The sequence below is a fragment of the Coleofasciculaceae cyanobacterium genome, from assembly GCA_036703275.1.
Lineage (GTDB): Bacteria > Cyanobacteriota > Cyanobacteriia > Cyanobacteriales > Xenococcaceae > Waterburya.
Genome location: DATNPK010000015.1, coordinates 18,438 through 37,633 on the forward strand (window position 1 = coordinate 18,438; position 19,196 = coordinate 37,633).

General features: G+C 39.8%; 15 protein-coding genes. 6 read left to right on the top strand and 9 right to left on the bottom strand.

The window, feature by feature from the left end:
- Positions 1-50: 50 nt before the first annotated feature.
- Positions 51-1,541 (top strand): D-alanyl-D-alanine carboxypeptidase/D-alanyl-D-alanine-endopeptidase, encoded by a 1,491-nt coding sequence (dacB, locus tag V6C71_02810; GenBank protein HEY9767424.1) that lies wholly within the window; start codon positions 51-53, stop codon positions 1,539-1,541.
- A 178-nt stretch (positions 1,542-1,719) separates the two neighbouring features.
- Entirely contained in the window at positions 1,720-2,283 is a 564-nt protein-coding gene (locus V6C71_02815; protein ID HEY9767425.1) for an LCCL domain-containing protein, read from the top strand.
- 167 nt (positions 2,284-2,450) lie between these two features.
- Here V6C71_02815 and V6C71_02820 read toward each other — a convergent pair whose 3' ends face one another.
- From V6C71_02820 to V6C71_02835, 4 genes are all read right to left on the bottom strand, one after another.
- A complete protein-coding gene (locus V6C71_02820) occupies positions 2,451-4,613 on the bottom strand; it encodes a tetratricopeptide repeat protein (GenBank protein HEY9767426.1) in 2,163 nt (720 codons plus the stop codon).
- 28 nt (positions 4,614-4,641) lie between these two features.
- On the bottom strand, positions 4,642-6,102 hold the full coding sequence (locus tag V6C71_02825; GenBank protein ID HEY9767427.1) for a tetratricopeptide repeat protein: 1,461 nt from the start codon (positions 6,100-6,102) through the stop codon (positions 4,642-4,644).
- Positions 6,103-6,234: 132 nt separating this feature from the next.
- Entirely contained in the window at positions 6,235-8,964 is a 2,730-nt protein-coding gene (locus tag V6C71_02830) for a tetratricopeptide repeat protein (protein ID HEY9767428.1), read from the bottom strand.
- 247 nt (positions 8,965-9,211) lie between these two features.
- Positions 9,212-9,847 (bottom strand): calcium-binding protein, encoded by a 636-nt coding sequence (locus V6C71_02835; GenBank protein ID HEY9767429.1) that lies wholly within the window; start codon positions 9,845-9,847, stop codon positions 9,212-9,214.
- Between the two features lie 1,076 nt (positions 9,848-10,923).
- On the opposite strand from V6C71_02835, the gene V6C71_02840 reads away from it, so the two are divergent.
- On the top strand, positions 10,924-11,109 hold the full coding sequence (locus tag V6C71_02840; protein ID HEY9767430.1) for a hypothetical protein: 186 nt from the start codon (positions 10,924-10,926) through the stop codon (positions 11,107-11,109).
- A gap of 313 nt (positions 11,110-11,422) precedes the next feature.
- Here the strand turns inward: V6C71_02840 and V6C71_02845 are convergent, their stop codons facing one another.
- From V6C71_02845 to V6C71_02865, 5 genes are all read right to left on the bottom strand, one after another.
- Positions 11,423-12,415, bottom strand: a complete 993-nt coding sequence (locus V6C71_02845; protein HEY9767431.1) for a carbohydrate kinase — start codon at positions 12,413-12,415, stop codon at positions 11,423-11,425.
- A gap of 152 nt (positions 12,416-12,567) precedes the next feature.
- Positions 12,568-13,014, bottom strand: a complete 447-nt coding sequence (locus tag V6C71_02850; GenBank protein ID HEY9767432.1) for a YlqD family protein — start codon at positions 13,012-13,014, stop codon at positions 12,568-12,570.
- A gap of 204 nt (positions 13,015-13,218) precedes the next feature.
- Entirely contained in the window at positions 13,219-15,168 is a 1,950-nt protein-coding gene (locus tag V6C71_02855) for an AMP-binding protein (protein ID HEY9767433.1), read from the bottom strand.
- Positions 15,169-15,314: 146 nt separating this feature from the next.
- Positions 15,315-16,085, bottom strand: coding sequence for a RodZ domain-containing protein (locus V6C71_02860; protein HEY9767434.1), 771 nt, complete (start codon positions 16,083-16,085; stop codon positions 15,315-15,317).
- Positions 16,078-16,869, bottom strand: coding sequence for a pseudouridine synthase (locus V6C71_02865; protein ID HEY9767435.1), 792 nt, complete (start codon positions 16,867-16,869; stop codon positions 16,078-16,080). Before V6C71_02865 ends, V6C71_02860 begins: the two co-directional genes overlap by 8 nt.
- 244 nt (positions 16,870-17,113) lie before the next feature.
- On the opposite strand from V6C71_02865, the gene V6C71_02870 reads away from it, so the two are divergent.
- The 3 genes from V6C71_02870 to V6C71_02880 all read left to right on the top strand — a co-directional run bounded on the left by V6C71_02870 (position 17,114) and on the right by V6C71_02880 (position 18,981).
- A complete protein-coding gene (locus V6C71_02870) occupies positions 17,114-17,458 on the top strand; it encodes a hypothetical protein (GenBank protein HEY9767436.1) in 345 nt (114 codons plus the stop codon).
- Between the two features lie 153 nt (positions 17,459-17,611).
- Complete coding sequence (locus tag V6C71_02875) at positions 17,612-18,661, top strand: esterase-like activity of phytase family protein (GenBank protein HEY9767437.1); 1,050 nt, start codon at positions 17,612-17,614, stop codon at positions 18,659-18,661.
- A gap of 65 nt (positions 18,662-18,726) precedes the next feature.
- On the top strand, positions 18,727-18,981 hold the full coding sequence (locus V6C71_02880) for an NAD-binding protein (protein ID HEY9767438.1): 255 nt from the start codon (positions 18,727-18,729) through the stop codon (positions 18,979-18,981).
- The last annotated feature ends 215 nt before the right edge of the window (positions 18,982-19,196 follow it).

A 19,196-nucleotide genomic window follows, 5' to 3' on the forward strand; every position in this document is an offset into this window, starting at 1 on the left:
TTGTTAGAAGATAGAAGAATTTTAATTTGCGCCAGACGTAATTATTACCGATGAGATTAGTTTTTAACTGCTTGAAGTGTTTTGGTTTGGTCAGTTTGTTATATTGCGGCACAATAGCCGAGCAAAAAACTTGGGCAAACGATCGAGTTGAGAATTTTGAGTCAACTGTTGGAGATTTGGATAATAATCCTTCGCGGTTTTGTCGACAAGATTTGCCCGCAGCTATTGAAAAGACGATTAATCGTCCTGAATTAGCGCGATCGCGTTGGGGAATTGAAATTCAAACTTTGGCAGGAGAATCTTTATACAGTCTGAATGGAGATCGGTTTTTTACTCCAGCTTCTAGTGTCAAACTACTAACCTCTGCTGCTGCGCTACTGGAATTGGGTAAAGATTACAGGATTAAGACTTCTGTTTATAGCGTCGGAGATTTGCCAAATTTGACATCTTTACGTCTCAAAGGCCAAGGCGATCCCACAATAACGACTCAAAGCCTAAAACATATAGTACATCAGTTGCAGGATAAAGGGGTTAAACGAATTGAAAACTTGATTATTGATGATAGTTATTTTGCTCCACCGACAATTAACCCTACCTGGGAATGGCTAGATGTCCACAGCTACTTTGCTACGGCAGTTAATAGTACTATTCTCAATCAGAACACGGTCACGCTTACTTTGTCACCGCAGCAGATAAAACAACCAGTTAAATTTATTTGGAGTGATGCGATCGCAGCTCGTCAATGGCAGGTAATTAATCAAGCTACGACAGGTAAAGCAGATATTGATTACAGCGTAGAAATTGATGGAGATTTGGGTAAACCCGTATTACAGCTTCGAGGAGAATTAGCGGTTAATGAACCTGCTGATGTTTGGGATTTAGCTATAGTCGATCCTGCTCAATATTTTTTAGAATCTTGGCGCTTATATTTAGCCCAGGCTGGTATTACTGTCACTCGAGGAGTTGTGGTCAATCAGCCAGATCAGAATGAATTGGCAGCAGAATTAATGGTGATTTCTTCTCCACCATTGCAGCAAATATTAGCTGAAATTAATCAAGAAAGTAATAATTTATATGCGGAAGTTTTGGGCAAAATATTAGCTGAAAAATTAAATTTACCAAGTTCAATTGATGCTATTAGCTATAGTTTAGCCAAAATAGGTATCCAACCAAATGAATATGTTTTAGTTGATGCTTCGGGTTTATCTCGCCAGAATTTAATTACTCCACAAACTTTAGTTAAAACTTTGCGATTGATGTCGCAACTTCCCCAGAGTCAATCTTATCGTCAGTCTTTAGCGGTAGCAGGAAGCAGCGGTACTTTAAAAAACCGTTTTGCTAATACTTTAGCGTCAGGAAATCTCTGGGGTAAAACAGGAACTTTAACAGGAATTGGCACTTTGTCTGGATACCTATTTAGCGAGCAACACCCTGCGATAGTTTTTAGTATTTTAGTTAATAACTCGGAACTTAAAAACCAACAAATAAGACAAGCGATAGATGAGATCGTTATGCTCGTAAATCGACTTCAGAAGTGCTAGAGATCACTGACAAATAAATGTCGATCTGGTTGGGCAAAAATCTAAATAACTTAAGCTAGAAAATATAAAAAGATTGCCATAGTTTAATCAAGTCGATGTTAACCTGGAAACAACAAATATAAACCAACTAACTATTAAATCAACTATAAATACGGGTTAATAAAGATTATATAAGTCAATGAAAATTATTAAATTAAATTCAAATTTTAAATTTATACTTGCCAGTTTAGCGATCGCGATCGGGACAACATCTTTACAGCCAGTGAATGCTCAAAGTTCTCAAGATGGAGTACCTGAAATTGGCTGGAGCAGTAAATTAAGCAGTATGGGATTAGACAAAGCTGATAATATAGGCAAAACTTACAACTTTTATTGTCAACCTGCTTCGGGTGATATGCTCCATGCTCCAGTATGGGGAACTAATATTTATACCGTAAATTCTAGTATCTGTATTACTGCGGTTCATTCAGGTATGCTTTCAAAAGAAGGAGGAGTAGTGAGTATCGAACTACTTGAAGGTCAAGAATTTTATACAGGAAGCCATAAAAATAATGTAATCAGTGAAGATTACCCCAGCTCAAATCTTAGCTATACTTTCATTGGGGCAGTTGCCAATAGCCAAGATTCTCAGCCAAATCAACCACAACGTCGTGCTTTTGGAATCCCAAAAATAATGGTCAATACTTTACAAAGAGGCGTAGAGCGATCGATTGAAAGAGCAATTATTAATCTTTTTAAATAATTGTTCTGGGAATTTGGGCAGCATAAATAATAATATTTAAGAGATCTAGCATTAGTAAACTACTACTGGGTTTTGCCAGTGAAAGTGACTGAAAACCCTGAAGGGTCGGGGCTCCTGCTTTCTAAGTATGGAATAAGCCACACAAAAAGACTAGTTTTTTCGGTTATTTATTCCCAATTAAACTTCATATTCAAATAGTCTTCTAACTGCCGATTATAGGGTGCGAAATATTCGGACAAAGTTTTTCTCAAGCTAGGATCTACCTGATTATAAGAGCCAGCATTAACTTTGGGATAGTGTTCTGAAGTAGAGTTGGGCAAACCTAAAAACTTAAATACTTGTTCCATAACCTCAAGCGGATTGAGATAAAATGCTTCACTTTTAAGAATTAAAAACTGTTCGCGACCTAAAAGTTCAATCCAAGGTTTAATTTTGTAAATATAGAGACTACTCATGATGTTGTCTGGATCGTAAAAGCCAGTATTAGTAATTTCTGCTTCACTTACTGTGGCTAATCTATCGATCTCAGTAGCGATCGCCGTTGCTAAATCATCTTTGGTCAAGCCCGTGTTTAACTTATGGTAATGCCAAGATATGGCGCGATCTGCGGGGTTTCTCAGCAAGATAATAATTTTTGTCTGGGGAAAAGTAGCTTTAATCCGCTGCGCCACCTGAGGAAAACGAAGATAGTTAGGGCTAGCTTCTCCTGTCAGAAAATCAGCGCGATCGGTAATAGTTGGAAAATGTGCCAGATACCAATCAATGCCTCGTTGATAATTCTGCTGATAAAAATCTATTTCTTTTTTGTGGGAAAGCAAAACCTGGGGATGACGACTCAGATAGTAGTATATCGATGATGTACCACTCTTTGATGCTCCTGCAATGATAAAGTCGGGGCCAGATTCTTGTTGTTTTTTCCAATCCAATTTAGCTAAAGAAGGATAGGTTTGGATTGCCTTTTGATAACTACCAGTACGATAACAGTCTATTGCCTCTGGGACACGATCTTGTTGAGTCAAAGCATCGCCTAAATTACCCCAGGCGATAGTTATCTCAGGATGCTTGGTGACGATCTGACGATAAAACTCAATTAGCTCAGTTGATTGTTCCTTAGCGATGGGAGTATATTGCAGGTCAATATAGGCATTTTTGAAGTTAGGGTTAAGCTGAATCGTTTGACAATAAGCAGCGATCGCTTCGGGAAAACGACTTCTCGCTCTCAACAATTTACCTAGTTGATAATAAAGGTTGACTGTTACCTGAGGATGTTCTGCTAACGTTTGTTGATACCCAGCCAAAGCTGCGGTTTCTAGGGGTGATGATTCGCAAATATGCTGAATCGCCTCAGAATAAGAGGCAATAGATAAATCGTATTGCTTCAAATGCCGATATACCAAACCTAAATTAATCAAGGTGTTGGCACATTGAGGATTAATAGCGATGACTTGATTGTAGGCGAATAGAGCCTGTTGCCACTGCTGTTGATTTTGCCACAGTAACCCTAGCTGATAGTAAGCTGCTAGATGTTTTGGCTGTAAGGCGATCGCCTGTTGCCAGCACGATTGCGCCCGATCATATTCTTGAAGTTGGTATAATGCTAGACCCCAATGATAATAGACCTTAGCTGATGGTGATAACTCTGTCGCCTGTTGCCAGCACGATTGCGCCCGATCGTATTCTTGAAGTTGGTATAATGCTAGACCCCAATGATAATAAACCCTAGCTGATGGTGATAACTTTGCCGCCTGCTGAAAATTATTACTGGCTCTAACCCATTTCTGTCTTGCTGCTAATATTGAGGCTAAAGCAAAATAATAGCGGGAGTTTTGAGGATTATTTTTAACTCCCAGACGATAGACTTCGATGGCCGGTTGATCTTTACCTTGTTCGGTAAGTAAGTTAGCCAGAGTATTGTATGCAGACCAAAAGTCGGGTTTCAGTTCAATTGCTGCACGATAGCAGGCGATCGCTCTGGCGGGTTTATCTTGTTTTTGTAGAGTTTGACCGAGCTTATAGTGCTGTTGGGCGGTAACAGACTGAGGCTGCAATTGTAATGCCGTAAATAAATGATTAGCAGCTGGGCTAGCTTTGCCACTTTGGCTCAAAGCTCCTGCTAGATAGCGATGTGCTTCGGCAAAATCTGGCTTGAGGGCAATTGCTTGCCTGTAATTCTCCACCGCCTCATGCCACTGTCCTTGCTGGGTATATAAATTTCCCAGATCGGTATAAACCTCTGCTGGCTGCGGACTAACTGTTATCTGGCGGATATATTGAGCGATCGCTTGTTCAATTTGGGCTGAATCTAATTTAGATTGGGATTGTTCTTTCATTTCATCTGATCGACCTAGGACTGATTATTTAAAGCTTACGAATAATTAATTGAAATATTGGCGCAGATAAATGAACTCGTTGCCACTGATGCTCAACTGAGTTGAGAAAGCGATCAATTCCTGCCTGCGGATTTTCTTGAGCATCTTGGGGATTACGCCAGCCGTAATAACTAAAAATGATCAATCCTCCTGGCTTTAATAGTTTCCAGGCTAATTCCGTGTTTTTCTCGCTGTGTTGGCTGGATTTACAGCGATCTTGAAGATTAATCAGATCGAAACTATTAATAGCGCAGCCTGCCATTAATTGAAGAGTATCTCCTTCGAGCAAAGTTACTCGTTCTTTTGCACCAGTTTTAGCAATGTTCTCTAAGAATTTAGGTTCAAAGCTGGGATCGATACAGCTAAGTTGACTTGTTGGTTCGGTTAACAATCGATCTAACATCCAACAGCTTGACATTCCTTGATAACAGCCGACTTCTAGAGCCTTAATCGAATTGCCGATTAACGGTTTGAGATAATCCAACCAAATCGAAATACGATGGCTAAAAACATCTACGGTAAAAAAGTAATCATTTGCCACGCACTGATGCCATCCGCGTTGTTCACAGGCTTTCTGAAAATTTACTGCTGCCTCAGATAATCTACCTTTTTCTCGCAGAGCATTACCCAAATGACTATAGATCCAGGGATACTCTTCCACTAAATTGAGGATGGCATAGCAGGTTGATATTGCCTCGTCCCATCTTTTCAAGATGAGAAAAGTTTTAACTAGATCGCGATAAGCCCAGGGAAAGTCAGGAGCATTTTTAATGGTCTGGTGAAAACAATTAATTGCCTGCTCAAAGCAGCTTTTTTGTAGATAAACAGTGCCTAACTTATACTGCGCTCTAGCTTCGGTTGGATCAGCAGCTAAAATCTTTTGGTAAATATCCTGAGCCTCATCTAACTTACCTTGCCGTTGATAAATTTCTCCTAGATCGAAAAAAGCCGCAACTACTCCCTCACCTCCTGCGGTAGCTTGTTGATAACAGGCGCTCGCCTCAATCATTTTTCCGCGTTCTTCTAAGGCTTTAGCCAGCTTATAGTAACCCTGCTGGTTAAGCAAGTTTGGGTTAAGCTGAGTTGCTTTGTACCAACACTCCATCTCCGCATCTTGACGCTTTAGTTGACCATTAATTTGAGCCAAGGATGAATAGACACGGGCAGAATCTGGCAAATACTTTAAAGCGCTTTCAAATAAATCGAGGGCTGCTGACCAATTTTTCTCTAATACCTGTAGCTCTCCCAGTTGAGAGTATACTTCTGCTAGATTTATTTTGCTTTCTAATGCCAAAGAATGCCAAACAATAGCGCGATCGAAATCACCCCTTCCCTGAAGCAGATTACCTAAGTTGTTAAAGGCAGCCTGCCATTGTTCTGGATAGTTCGTTTCTGGTTTAATTGCCCGTTTACACTGAATGATTGCTTGAGCTAAATAGCTGGAGTTCACGGCTAAAATATAATTGATTTTTAAAGTTTACTGTTGTTGAGCGAGTATCAATAGTAAATGCTTATAATCTTTTCCCGCCAGTATAATGTCAAGTAAACAATGCTCCGTCTTCCGCGGTCAAAAGAATCTGTCCTAGTTCTGCTGCGATAAATGTTGCAAAACTAGTTGGAGAGAATCAATACTAACTAAAATATCTTCGGTTAGAGCATTCTGATACATTAAGTTGCGTAGAGACAAACAATCAAAATTTTGTCCAACTACATAGTAATGTTGCAACTGTAGCTGCTGGCTAATCATCCAGTAATCTGTTCTGACATAGTTGGGCGAAAATAGTTCAACAATTGTCGCATTAGGCTGACAAAAGACTATATTAGTCAGTCCAGAGCCATGAGGCGCAACGACAATTTCGGCATTGGCAAAGGCTGCCACCTGTTCTAAAACTGACATTTCTTCCAAAAATACCGTTTGAAATCCTTGGCTATTTAATAACCGACTAACTTCGAGTTCGTTGATTAACTGTCTATTTTTGGCTTTGGCTCGACTAACATAAATTTTTTGTCGATTACTTTTAGCCAAAGTGACTTGAGGCAAAAAGGTTTGTCTCAAAAACTCGATCGTACCTTGAGGAACCCAGTCTAAATATCCAGGAAAAGAGGGAACGATCAGTTCTGTAGCTTGAATATGACTATGGCGATCGCTTTCGATAATTTTGTTTGATTCAATACCCAGTAGACTTAGAGTTTCTCGTTGAAAGGATTTACTCAGACTATTTACCACAAACCAATCGATTTCTTTAAGTTCAATATCGCTACGTCTGAGTAATTCTAATCGAGGAATAATATCAAACATCCAATGATAGTAAACATGACCAGCTAAACCCGATAATAGAACAACTTTACCCTCAATTTTTTCAACGGGAGGAATAGTTTCTTGCTCAAAAATGCTGTGTTCAGCTCGTTCTTGATAGGGACATCCAGGCAGAAACCAAGGATAGTCTCTAGATAGATCCCCAAGCAAATAATTATCTGGAGTAATTACCGCCAAACTATTGCAGATGACCCAAGAATTTTTTTGTGGTGCAACCCAACTTCTACCCTGTGGAATAGTGACTACAAAAGGAAGTTGCGCCCGAATGGTCGGAGCCTGCTCTAAAGAACATTTATAGACGTTTTGCCCAATTTGCCAAGGTTTAAACTGCTCGATTAACTTGCTCATACACTTATGGCAGTTAACCCCACCACAGTCTAGATGAGATACTTCCCCAGGAGCAATCTTGATTAATTCTGGTCGCTTAGTTTGGTTGGTTTTGACGGTGGTAGTTTTCTTGTCTGACCACAAAACCTGAACATAATCAAAATCTTTAAGATTACAGTCTCTCACCCAGTCTTGAGTATGGTGATAGATTTCGGCAGGTAACGCAGATAAATTATCTTCTATCGGAAACAAATTAGGTAGATTTTCCCAATCAGGAGCGCGCTCTATCTGCCTATTTAGAACCGTTTCATAGTATATCGCCTGTTCTGCTTCTTGGGTACGTTCTAGAACTTTACCTAATTGAAAACAAATTTGGGGATGGTCTGGTTGCAGTGACAAACCATAATGGTAAACGGCAATAGCTGCATTTAACCTTTTTTGTCGGGCGAGACAATTACCTAATTTAAAATACAGTTCGACGTTTTCAGGCTCGATCTGCAATGCCCGTTGATAATAAACTTCAGCTTGCTTTACTCCTCCAAACTCAAACAACACGTCTCCCATATAGCTGTAGGTTCGCCAGAGATGATAATAAGCTTCGACATTTTGTGACTGCTTCAAAGCTAGAAGAAAACGAGCGCAGCTGAGCTTAGCTATCTCTAAGAGATCTTGAGGACTAGTGGCTAACTTTCCCTGATAATAAGCTTCAATAAAACTGGGTTCTAGCTCAATTATTTGGCGCCAACAGTCTAAGGTAGATGCTAAATCGCCGATTTTTTGCTGCGCATCGGCACAATTACTATAAGCTAAAATATTTTTTGGCTCTAGCTCAATTACGGTACGAAAACAGGCGATCGCTTGAGGATAATTACCCTGTTGTTGCCATAGTCTACCCAAATTATGGTGTGCTAAAGCCATCTTGGGATCCAAAATGATCGCCGTTTCAAAGCTGCTGAGAGCTAATCCTGGTTGCCGATTAAACCAGTATACCTGACCCAAATTATTATGTAAGGTTGCCCAAGTAGGGTCAAGAGCCAGACCTTGTTTAAAGGTATCGATCGCCTGCTGATATTTTTGTTGTCTGGCAAAAGTACTGGCTAAATTGCTGTAGACTCTGACTAATTTGGGCTGGAGGGCAATTACCTGTTGATAACTAGAAATTGCCGCTTCTAGCTCTCCTTTATGATCGTACAGTACCCCTAGATTGAAGTAAGCAGCAGCATAATCAGGTTTGATTTTAATCGCTCGATCGTAAGCAGCGATCGCCTGATTCCAATTACCTAATTGATGCAGCACCACTCCCAGATTGTACTGTAGTTCTGCCCAATCTGGTTTAAGGTTTAAAGCTTGCCTATAGTGCCACGCAGCCTGGCTGGGATTTCTTTGTTTGCTGTGTAGTAAGCCTAATTCAGCATAGATCTCTGCTTGATTAATCGAAGTATCGAGAATTTTTTCATAAGAACTAATGGCTTCGGCGAGTTGACCCTGTTGAGTAAAAGCTCTGGCTAGATAGGCATAGAAATTAATCATCTGGGGATCGGTTGCATCACTAGAGCCATGCCTGATGTCGATCTCTTTTTGACAGATATTAATAACCTGTTCCCATTCTTCTCTCGCTAAGTGAGACTTGATATTTTTGAATGAGGAATCGGATTCGCCTCTTATCATTGACGGTAGTGGGAATGACCCTAGTTCAAATTACAAAATACAGACAATAACTCGGACAATTTAAAAATTGAACCACCTTAAAACATGGATTAAACCTAATTAAAATAGCCCACTTTTTCTCAAATTAACTTAATTAAGATTTTAAGTTAAGTACCTAAATATACTGTAAGACCCACAACTTTTCGTCATGGGTCTTACAAATATTACCTAAATTTTAGACAAATTAGAGGCAATTAGGCTTGCTTGGTTAAAACAATTCCCAGGTATCACTGTCGCCCTTTTGAGAGGCTTCAATATCTAAACCAGTACCGATATCGATTGCTGGTTCTCCATTGATCGATACCATTCCTGTATCTGCATCGTAACTAACATCACCGTCGCTGACTCCGAAAACTCGAATAATGTCGGCAAAACCATCGGCTTGAAAGTCGACAATTTCATCCCCTGCTCCTGATTCAAATTCACTGGCAGCAAATTGAAAAACATCTGCACCAGCACCTCCTTTGAGAGTATCTCCTATCGGATTATCGTTTGAATCCATTCCAGGTAAACCACCTGTAATAACATCGTCTCCAGCGCCACCAAAAATAAAGTCGGCACCAATTCCGCCTTCAATTATATCGTCACCTTCGCCACCGCTTAGAACATCTTCGCCAATACCACCTTTTAGTAAATCGTTTGCATCTCCACTAAAAATGGTGGCATCTCCTGCTCCTGCAATAATCGTATCCTGTAGTGAGCCACCTATTATGGTTATTGGCGAATCACCCTTAACTTGAATGATATTTTCTTCTCCTTGTTGAGCAATAATTTCTAGCTGGCTACCAACAATTGTTGATTCAAAGGTAGAATCAGGAGTTTCCAATGTAACGATACTTGACATAATTAATCCCCACTATTTATGATCTTAATTCGACCAAATTTGTCGTTAATAACTAGGCAATAAAACCATCAAAAACTATAATAAATCACATTTAATTTATTTCTAGTAAGACAGAATACAAAAAGAGAAATTAAGTAATTTTCATGTCTTTAATTATCTATTTTCTCTATAGTTTGCCAAATGTCAACGGCTTTTGCTTAAGTAAAAACCCTAGTTTTTTTGAATTAATCACTGGCATCTAAGTAAAAATACGGCGACATAGTCGTAGAATGTAAATACAGCCAAAAGCACGATTATACATAATAATTGTACTCATAATAATCTAAATTAGATTATTATGAGTACGTGTTAATACATAATTTTTTATAGTTTTAAATTCTAATAATTTTTCTTTGATAGAGATATAAAACAGTTTTAATTTTTATTATCTGGCTCTATTTTTAAATTAATTAAAATACTCAAAGTTAACAAAATATAGGTAGATGCTTTGGCAGCAGGCAATGTGTCGATTTTGCCTGATTATTTTGAGAAAATTATGAATTTGTAGTTGTATTTACTGAGATACCTTATTGATTAATTTTAGCTACTTATTTTTGACAAGAAATAATTTAAATTCGGTATTTTGTCATAATACCATTTTGATTAAAGGCAAAAATTGAGTTCGTTAGCAACACTTTTTCATGAGTAAATTTCAATTTTCAAACAATATTTAGATTGAAAATTGAAATAAAGATCTGTTATTAGACTAGTCAAGTATTATTTTCTTTAAGCTTTTCTGAACTTTAAACTAATGAGTCTTATTTAAGTCTCATTTAAGTCTTATCTAAAATAATTCAACTTGAGCGTATTGTAAAGAGCATTTGTCTATAGCGGTTCTCATTCACGTAAGGTACAGTCTGACACCCTGGTTTTTTGCTAATAGCTAATAGGACGCGAAGCTTATACTAAAGCCCGTGCATGATTCACGGATAAACCGCACTCCGCCCTTCGGTCACATTTGCCCTAAAGGATTCCCTTCGGTCTCGAAGCTTATCCTTTAGGACTCGCTTGGCGACGCGAAGGACGCGAAGCTAATCATGCACGGGCTAGTCATGCACGGGCATCGTCCGAAGGTGTCCCTGAACGGACGACACGTAGTTAGTGCTTTAGCATACCGCTACGCATATACCATGCACGGGAATCATGCACGGGCTAATGGTTCATGGGACGCGTCTCCAGACGCTAATCCTTTAGGGCTAATTGAGGTGTACCTTAAAATATGAAAATTGCTATAAAATATCTTTAGGTCGAGTGCTTGATACTAAATCCTGTTTTGATAGAACACTTTCAGAAGTCACAAGTCACATTGTCCTGCGGGAAGAGGAAAAGTCAAAAGCGATGCAGCGGACGCGAAGGACGGACGCGAACTTCTAATCCTTTAGGGGACTTTATAAGCCCCGTCGTCGCAAGACGACTGGCGGGCGAATAAATGCCCGCGCAGCGACTGCGTAACTGAAGTCAGAAGAGCTATAGCTACTTTAAGTCAAGAGTATATACGGTATTGTCTTCAGGCTCTTGGCGATAAGAATCTTTAAACTAGGCTTGTCTGAGTAAAGCTTCTACTTCTACAGGGCTGGGTTGAGCCGCGATCGCGCCAGATTTGGTTGTAGTTAAACCACCCACCGCACAGGCATATCTAACAATATCTCGAGCCACTTGAGGATTGGCTAATTTCTGTATACCATGCTGGCAGAGTTGATGAATAAAGCCAGCGATGAAAGCGTCTCCTGCACCAGTAGTATCTTTAACCGATACCTTCATTGGATTGACTGTTCCTTCATTATCGCTGAGACAGTAGCTAACTTCGGCATCTCCATTACTCACTAAAACTCCTTCCAAAGAGCCGAGACGATAAGAAATTGCTCCTGCATCGGCAGTATCAAACAACCACATTGCTTCTTCTTCAGCCAGCTTGAGAAAATCTACGTACTGCCAAAGCTGCTGAATTAAAGGAAGTGCCTCCTCTTGATTGAGCCAGAACATTGGTCGCCAATTAACATCCAAGATAACCTTTAGATGATGTTCGACGGCCAGCTCCAAAGCCCGAAACACGGCAGCTCTGGTTTGAGGATAGGCTAACTCAAGAGTTCCCAAGACTAAATATTCGGCTTCTAAAAACAGTTCTGACGGTAGTAATTCAGCCTGAAGATAGGCATCAGCGAACTGATCGGCTTTTTGGTCGCCAAAACCAGCAAAAGTGCGATCGCCTTGCTCGGTACGAGTAACGTAAACAACCCTAGTGGGAGCTGTTTCGTTGTGTTGAACTCCAGAAATATCAACTCCAATTGACTGTAGGAGTTTAACTAATTCTTTGCCTGGCTCATCTTTACCAACACAGCCAATAAATGCTGAAGGAGTACCTAATTTGGCTAAGGCACAGGCAACATTAGCCGGCGCGCCTCCTGGATAAGAAGTCCAAGATGTAACTTCAGATATAGACTTGCCCAATTGATCGGCAAGACAATCAAATAATATTTCCCCGAGACAGATAACTTTAGCAGGGCGATGGGCGATCGCTTTATTGTTCAACTTGCTCCCTCAAATACGTACCAACTTCCTGTATTTCTATTTCTAATTCTCAGGGTATTGTTTCCTGAAAACAACAATGTTTAAAAAGGTTTATATTTTATGCCGACCTCACTTTAACAATTGTTTAATAAAGTAACTTTTTACAGCGCAGTTTAAACGTCACCTCTAATTTCTTCAACTACTCCATCTCGTAAAACAATTTCTACATTGAGTTTTTTAACCAGATTGTCTCCTGGTTCGAGGCGAAAGAAACTTTCCATTTGTGCCTGAACAACTTCTTGGTTTAGTTCTAATAGCTGAATTTGCTGTAGCTGCTGTAAGAACTGATTTTTCTTTTCCAGCATTTCTGCCTTCTTTTGATTAACCTGTCCCTGAATATTTTCAGTTTGTTTTTGTACCTGGGGATTTGTTGCTCCTGCTTGCTTAGTAATTTCTTCGATGGTTCTTTTTCCTTGCATTTCAAGCTGCTGCATCTGTTTGTCTAACTGTGCCACCTGTTTTTGCAGTTGTTGGGTTACTTCTTCCTTCCACTGAGCCGTGACAATAGCTTTTACAGTTACTGGACGTTTTAAAAGTAGGCTGGCATTAGAATAATCCATAATCTCGGTTCCTTCGTTAATTCTTAGTTTCAATAGCAGCTTAAAGGTTACAGGTTGTTTTCTAATCTAACTAGATTTTCCCTAAATTTTTAACCTTTTTAGTTGTAGCTCAAAAAACCTATTTTGGAGTAATTTGTCGCTTGATTAATTCTAGATAGTGATTGAGTATTGGTGAATGATGACTAGGGAGCGCAGAGTCAAGAATTAGTCTGAAAACATTTGGTCGATCACAGCTTGATACTTATCTGTAACCTGAGGACGCTTGATTTTAAAAGTTTGAGTCATCGTACCGTTTTCTTGAGAAAATGCTTCTGTAATGAAGCGAAAATAGGCAATGCGATCGTCTGCACGATAGCCAGGACGATTTTTTACCTCACGACTGAGTTCATTGCGATATAAATTAATTATTGCCTGGTCATTGAGATCGCTTTGAGCGACTGCTTCTGTCGAGCTATTAAGTTCAGGTAGCTTAAGATTTAGATTTTGCTCTGTAACCCATTGCTGTAGATTTTCTAAGTTAGGTACAATCAATGCCCCTATAGCTCGCCGATCCTGTCCTACTAGGATAATTTGGTCGATATAGACGCTACGCACACAGGCATCTTCAATCGGCTGAGGTTCGATATTTTCGCCATTGGTTAAAACTATCGTATCTTTGGCTCTTCCTGTTAGAACTAGATCGCCGTATGGGGTCAACCAGCCTAAATCACCACTGTCAAACCAACCCTGCTCGTCAATAGCCTTAGCGGTGGCTTCAGAGTTTTTATAATAGCCTTGCATTACCTGACTACCGCGAATTAAAACTAGTCCTCGTTGCCCTTGAGCTAGTTCTTGACGAGTTTGCGGATCGACAATTTTAATTTCGGTTTCTGGTAGCGGCTGTCCTGCCGAGCCTCGAACGTTGTGTTTGGGAGTACGAGCATTGGTGATTGGAGAAGTTTCTGTTAGTCCATAACCGACAAAGACATCGATGTTAACGGTTTGATAAAAATCGTCGAGATATTTAGCTAGGGAACCCCCTCCGCTACATACAGCTTTGATATTACCTACCCCATCACGGATTTTACGGTATACTAGCTTGTCTGCCAGGGCATGAACTGGATAAAGAGAAGCTGCTTTGAGCTTGGCGATCGCTCTTGCTCTAGGCGAAGCATTAAAATGTTCTAAACTGATATTATTGCCAATGCGCTGCGCCATGATATAAGCCTCAGACTGCTTGAGAAAAAACTTGACTAGCTTTTGCTGGGATGCAGACTGTCCACTTAACAGCTTTTGCACCCCTTCATAAAGAGATTCCCAAAGGCGAGGCACGCCAACCATATAAATAGGCTGAAACTTTTTTAAATCCTGTTTAAAATAGCGAATGGTCGTATATACCTGAGTTGCTCCGTGAGCCAAGAAAAAATATTCCGCAGCCCGTTCATAAGCGTGCCAGCTAGGCAGAATTGACAGGATTATATCCCCAGGTTGGGGCTGAAAAACTGTTTTGACGTAATTTACCTGATGTAACAAATTACCATGACTCAGCATTACTCCCTTCGGTTTTCCTGTAGTTCCAGAAGTATAGAGTAAAGTAGCTAAGGTATCTCTATTTTGAGACACAGGCTGTAGCTGATGGTTTTGCCCCAACTCCATTAACTGTTTAAAGTTAATTGTTTTAATTGAGGTAGCTTCAGGGGGTGTCTCGTCGCTCAACAGAACTATTAGTTTAATAGGCAGATTAGCTAGTTCAGAGATTAATTTATTTAAAGTTTTAAAATTTTCCACTACCAAAGCCGTGCTGTCACTATTTTCGAGAATGTAAGCTAATTCTTGCTGTTCTGCTCCCGAAGAACGTACCACATCTACTGCACCTGAGGTCATAATGCCTTGATCGGCAATCAACCAACGAGGACTGTTATCGGCAAACAACGCCACCTTATCCTGAACCTGAACTCCTGAAGCCTGTAACCCAGAGGCAAACTGTTGAATTTGAGCGTATAAGTCTCGATAGTTAATGGCTACTTCTGGTTGGGCATGAGAATCTTGTAAAGCAATGGTGTCCCCAAATTGGTCAGCAGCTATCGGCCAGATTTCAGGCATAGACTCCAGATCAATATAGTCAAAAGCAATGTCTTGGGCGTGGTTGGCGATCGCACTCTTATCTGTATTCATAATTATTAATCTACAATTACCCAGAATAGATAAATAATAATCATTTATGTATTGATATTCAGGGTTTAAGTAGACAATTTAATATTTGAACCAAGTTATAAAAAATATTTGTTTGGTACATCTAAAGATTTCTTCATTCCCAGTCCCTAATTAAGCCGATAGGTAATTTCTTCAACTTGCCCTGGCGCGCCTAAAATCTTTTGCTGCTGATTATTAAAGCTAATTACCACTCCTCCAGCATTCCCCGCTCTAATTGTCACCTGTTCTTTTCCAGTCCATTGACGCTGAGTACCTTGAGGAAGAACACCTTCAAAAGCGACTTTTCCATCTACCATGACCTTGAGCCAGCATCGCTCCTGCAAATTTATACCAACGCTTACCGCCTCAGAATTATTCGATTGAGAAACAAATTGGGGTGTAGCTTCTGGCTGAACTTGAGCAGTAGCGTCGGGTTTTGGTTCGGCTTTGGGAGTTAAAACTGGGCTTTTTGGTGGCGTTTGATTGATAATAACCGGGCGTTCTACCAAAGTAGCGATCCCTTTAACCGAAACAATGACCAAGAAAATATATAGCAAATATAAATGGAGCGATCGCAACTGAAAATTTAGCCAGTATTTACGAGGGTTTTTTGGCGGCAAATTACTAGTTACCACGCGATCGCTTTGAGGCTCGACCGAGAAATGGATCTCGTTTGCCCCGATCTCATTGGCAAATTTAGCCACCAATGCTTGAATATAAAAAGGCTCTGGTAATTCTTGAAGATCTCCTGCTTCAATTGCTGCCAATAGCCGTTTAGAAATATGTGTTTTAGCAGCTACAGCATCAAGAGATATATTTTTAGCCACACGAATACGATTTAGGCTAGCACCTATATCCTGTAATTTCTGTCGATCCGTAGGTGAATTATTGTTAGTCATACACTGCGCTCCTAGGCTGTGCAGCTACTTTGAGAAATTTGGCGTTATAATTTTTCAAAAACTTAATTTCAGCTTGTTCTAGATGTCTATATTTACCTGGAGGAAGTTCCAAGTCCTTAACCATACTTAAAGTAATTGAACCAATCGCAATACGATGTAACCTTTTTACCTCATAACCAAGTTGTAGTGCCACACGACGTATTTGTCGATTTCTACCCTCAGTCAAGACAATTTTGATGATTGTTCCAGCTTTGTTAGATCTAACCAAATCAATTCTGGCAGGTAAAGTCTTTTTCCCGTCTAGAACTATGCCCTCGCGCCACGAAGCTAGATCTTTTGAAGCAAGAGATCGATTTAATTCAACGAGATAGGTTTTAGGCAGATGATAGCGAGGATGAGTCAGACTAAGAGTCAGTTCGCCGTCGTTAGTTAAAATTAAAGCACCACTGGAGGCAAAATCTAATCTGCCAACTAGATGAATTCCCGTTCCCAACCTCAGACTTGTCGGTAATAGCTCGATTACGGTAGAACGATTCTGAGGATCGCAACAAGTAGAAACTACTCCCGCTGGTTTGTTTAATAATAAGTAGATAGGCTGGGGGCGATTAGTTTTTTTGACTGCTTTGCCATCTACTTGGAGAACATCCGCAGTTAAGTCGACCTGATCGCCCAACTTTACTATTTGACCGTTAATCTGAACTCTACCAGCTATAATCATTTTTTCCGCTTTGCGTCGTGAGGCAATTCCCCACTGTGACAAAACTTTTTGGACTCGTTCAGACATCAAAAAACATTCCCAACTTGCATTTGTTTACTTTAATTTTACGAAAAAAGTAGTAGTCTCACAAAGACAGCGAGTTAGTTATATATTTCCCAAAAAGTCCGCGAAAATATCAGGGAATTTAGCTAAAAAGTCAACTCGTTTAAGTTACGGTTGTTGACAAATGAGCTGCGGTCGCGATGGTTTTCGGTACAATTAAAATATTCAAATAGCAATAATTAATCAAATAAACAGATTTTTAAAGTTTATGCTTGATTTACAACCAGTTTTCGAGTTTTCTCGGCTTAATTGTGTGACAATTTGTGCTTTTCTCGTGCCAGCTAATTTAATCGCCACGATCTCTACCTTGATTTTGGTAGCTACGGGTCAATCATTATCAAAAATGCGTTGGTCTAAAACTATAGCCTCTTTTTTGGCGATTACTTTATTTCTCCATGTTTCTACCTGGTTTGTTGTCGGTGTGATTACCCCTGTCACCTTTATTTTGTTTGGGTTAGGAACAACTTGTTTAACTGCCAATGTGATGGCTGTGGCTTATCGACGAGATATTGCTCAACTATTTTCTATCAAACTCTTATCTCTACTAACCTGATAGATTAAATAGTGTAAGTTTTGTGATCAAAAAACCGTGAGCGATCGCCAAGTAAAATTTTTCTCAAGACTCTTAGTCAGTTTGTGTTTCGTCTGCATTCTCTTTTTGGTCGTGTCGTGTAGCCCACCTAAGAGAGTAAGCGCCGAAGAGAGAATGTTTCGCAATTTTTCTTTAGAATTTATCGACCAGTACGAAATACCCAAGGCTACTTATAACAGTACGTTAGTTGGGGGATTATCAGCGATCGCCTACAATCGCGATCGAGATCTTTTCTATGTATTGTCTGACGATCGAGGCAAACATTCCCCTGCTCGTTTTTATACTTTTAAACTGAAAGTTAAACCAAGCGAAGCTGCTCAAATTGAGATTGAAAGCTTTGAGCCACAAGATGTAACTATCTTGCTCGATGAAAACGGTAAGCAATATCAGCCAGGCAGCATCGATCCAGAAGGACTAGCTATTTCTCCTCGAAACACGATTTTTATTTCTAGCGAGGGCAATCCTGCCCAAAAAGTTAAGCCTTTTATAGCCGAATTTGATTTAGAAACAGGTAAGAAATTGTCAGATATTCGTCTACCGAAACGCTATCTATTTGGAGAATCACAACCTCAAGGAATACGAGAAAACCAGGGGTTTGAATCTCTAACTATTAATCGTACAGGCTTACCAGAAGATCCTTTTCGCGTATTTACCGCTACCGAATCCGCATTAATTCAGGACGAATCTCCCGCACCTGAAGAACAGGCAAAGATTCGTTTTTTGCACTACGTCATTAATCCAGTGGGCGATCCTGTTGTAGTTGCCGAGCATTTATATTTACTTGAATCCGCACCCGTCGAAATTATCTCTAATGGACTAACTGAATTGCTGGCATTGCCAACGGAGGGGTATTTTCTAAGCTTAGAAAGAACTTTTGGCTTTGCTGGGGCAGGAGCAAAATTATTCCAAGTGGTAGTTGGTAATGCTACGGACACGACAAATATTGCCAGCCTTAAAGGAAATAAACCTCAGGTACAGCCTTTGAGAAAGAAACTTTTATTTAATCTAGAAGATTTGGGCATTTATCTAGATAACTTGGAAGGGATGACTACTGGGCCCCGTTTGCCTGATGGCAGTAGGAGTTTGCTGCTAATCAGCGATGATAATTTTAATGATGAACAAATTAGTCAGTTATTACTGTTTCGCTTGGTCGAAAATAAGTAATCTTAGAAAAATAGCTCGGATGAGAATACTTTCAGAAGTAAATAATATTTTTGTTTCAATTAAAGATGTATTTGATTATTGTTGGTGGGGGGGCTGTTACCAAACAGCTTATTGCAGTTGCCCAAGGACAAGGGCATAAAATTGCCGTAATCGAGAAAAAAGCAGAACGCGCTGGTGAAATCATGCAAAAGTTTAATGTGAGTATATTTCAGGCTGATATTGCCACAGGTGGAATTCTTGATGAAGCCAATGTAGATCGCGCCGATGCAATTATTGCCACTACTAATGATGATTCGGTTAATTTGATGGCAATGATTTGAAACAAGGGACAGTCGTTTCAACTTTTGTTAATTTTTGTAGCCTACACTCAAGACATTGCATCAGCTTCCAATTGTGTAACGCCAAGCAGACACTATTACCTTAACTGTACTTAATCTCACTTATTTATTCGCCAGAAATTATTTTGTACTTTATTACTGCTAAATTACTACTAATTAAGCCAAGACTAGCTAATTACAAATAATTCTAATTCAAC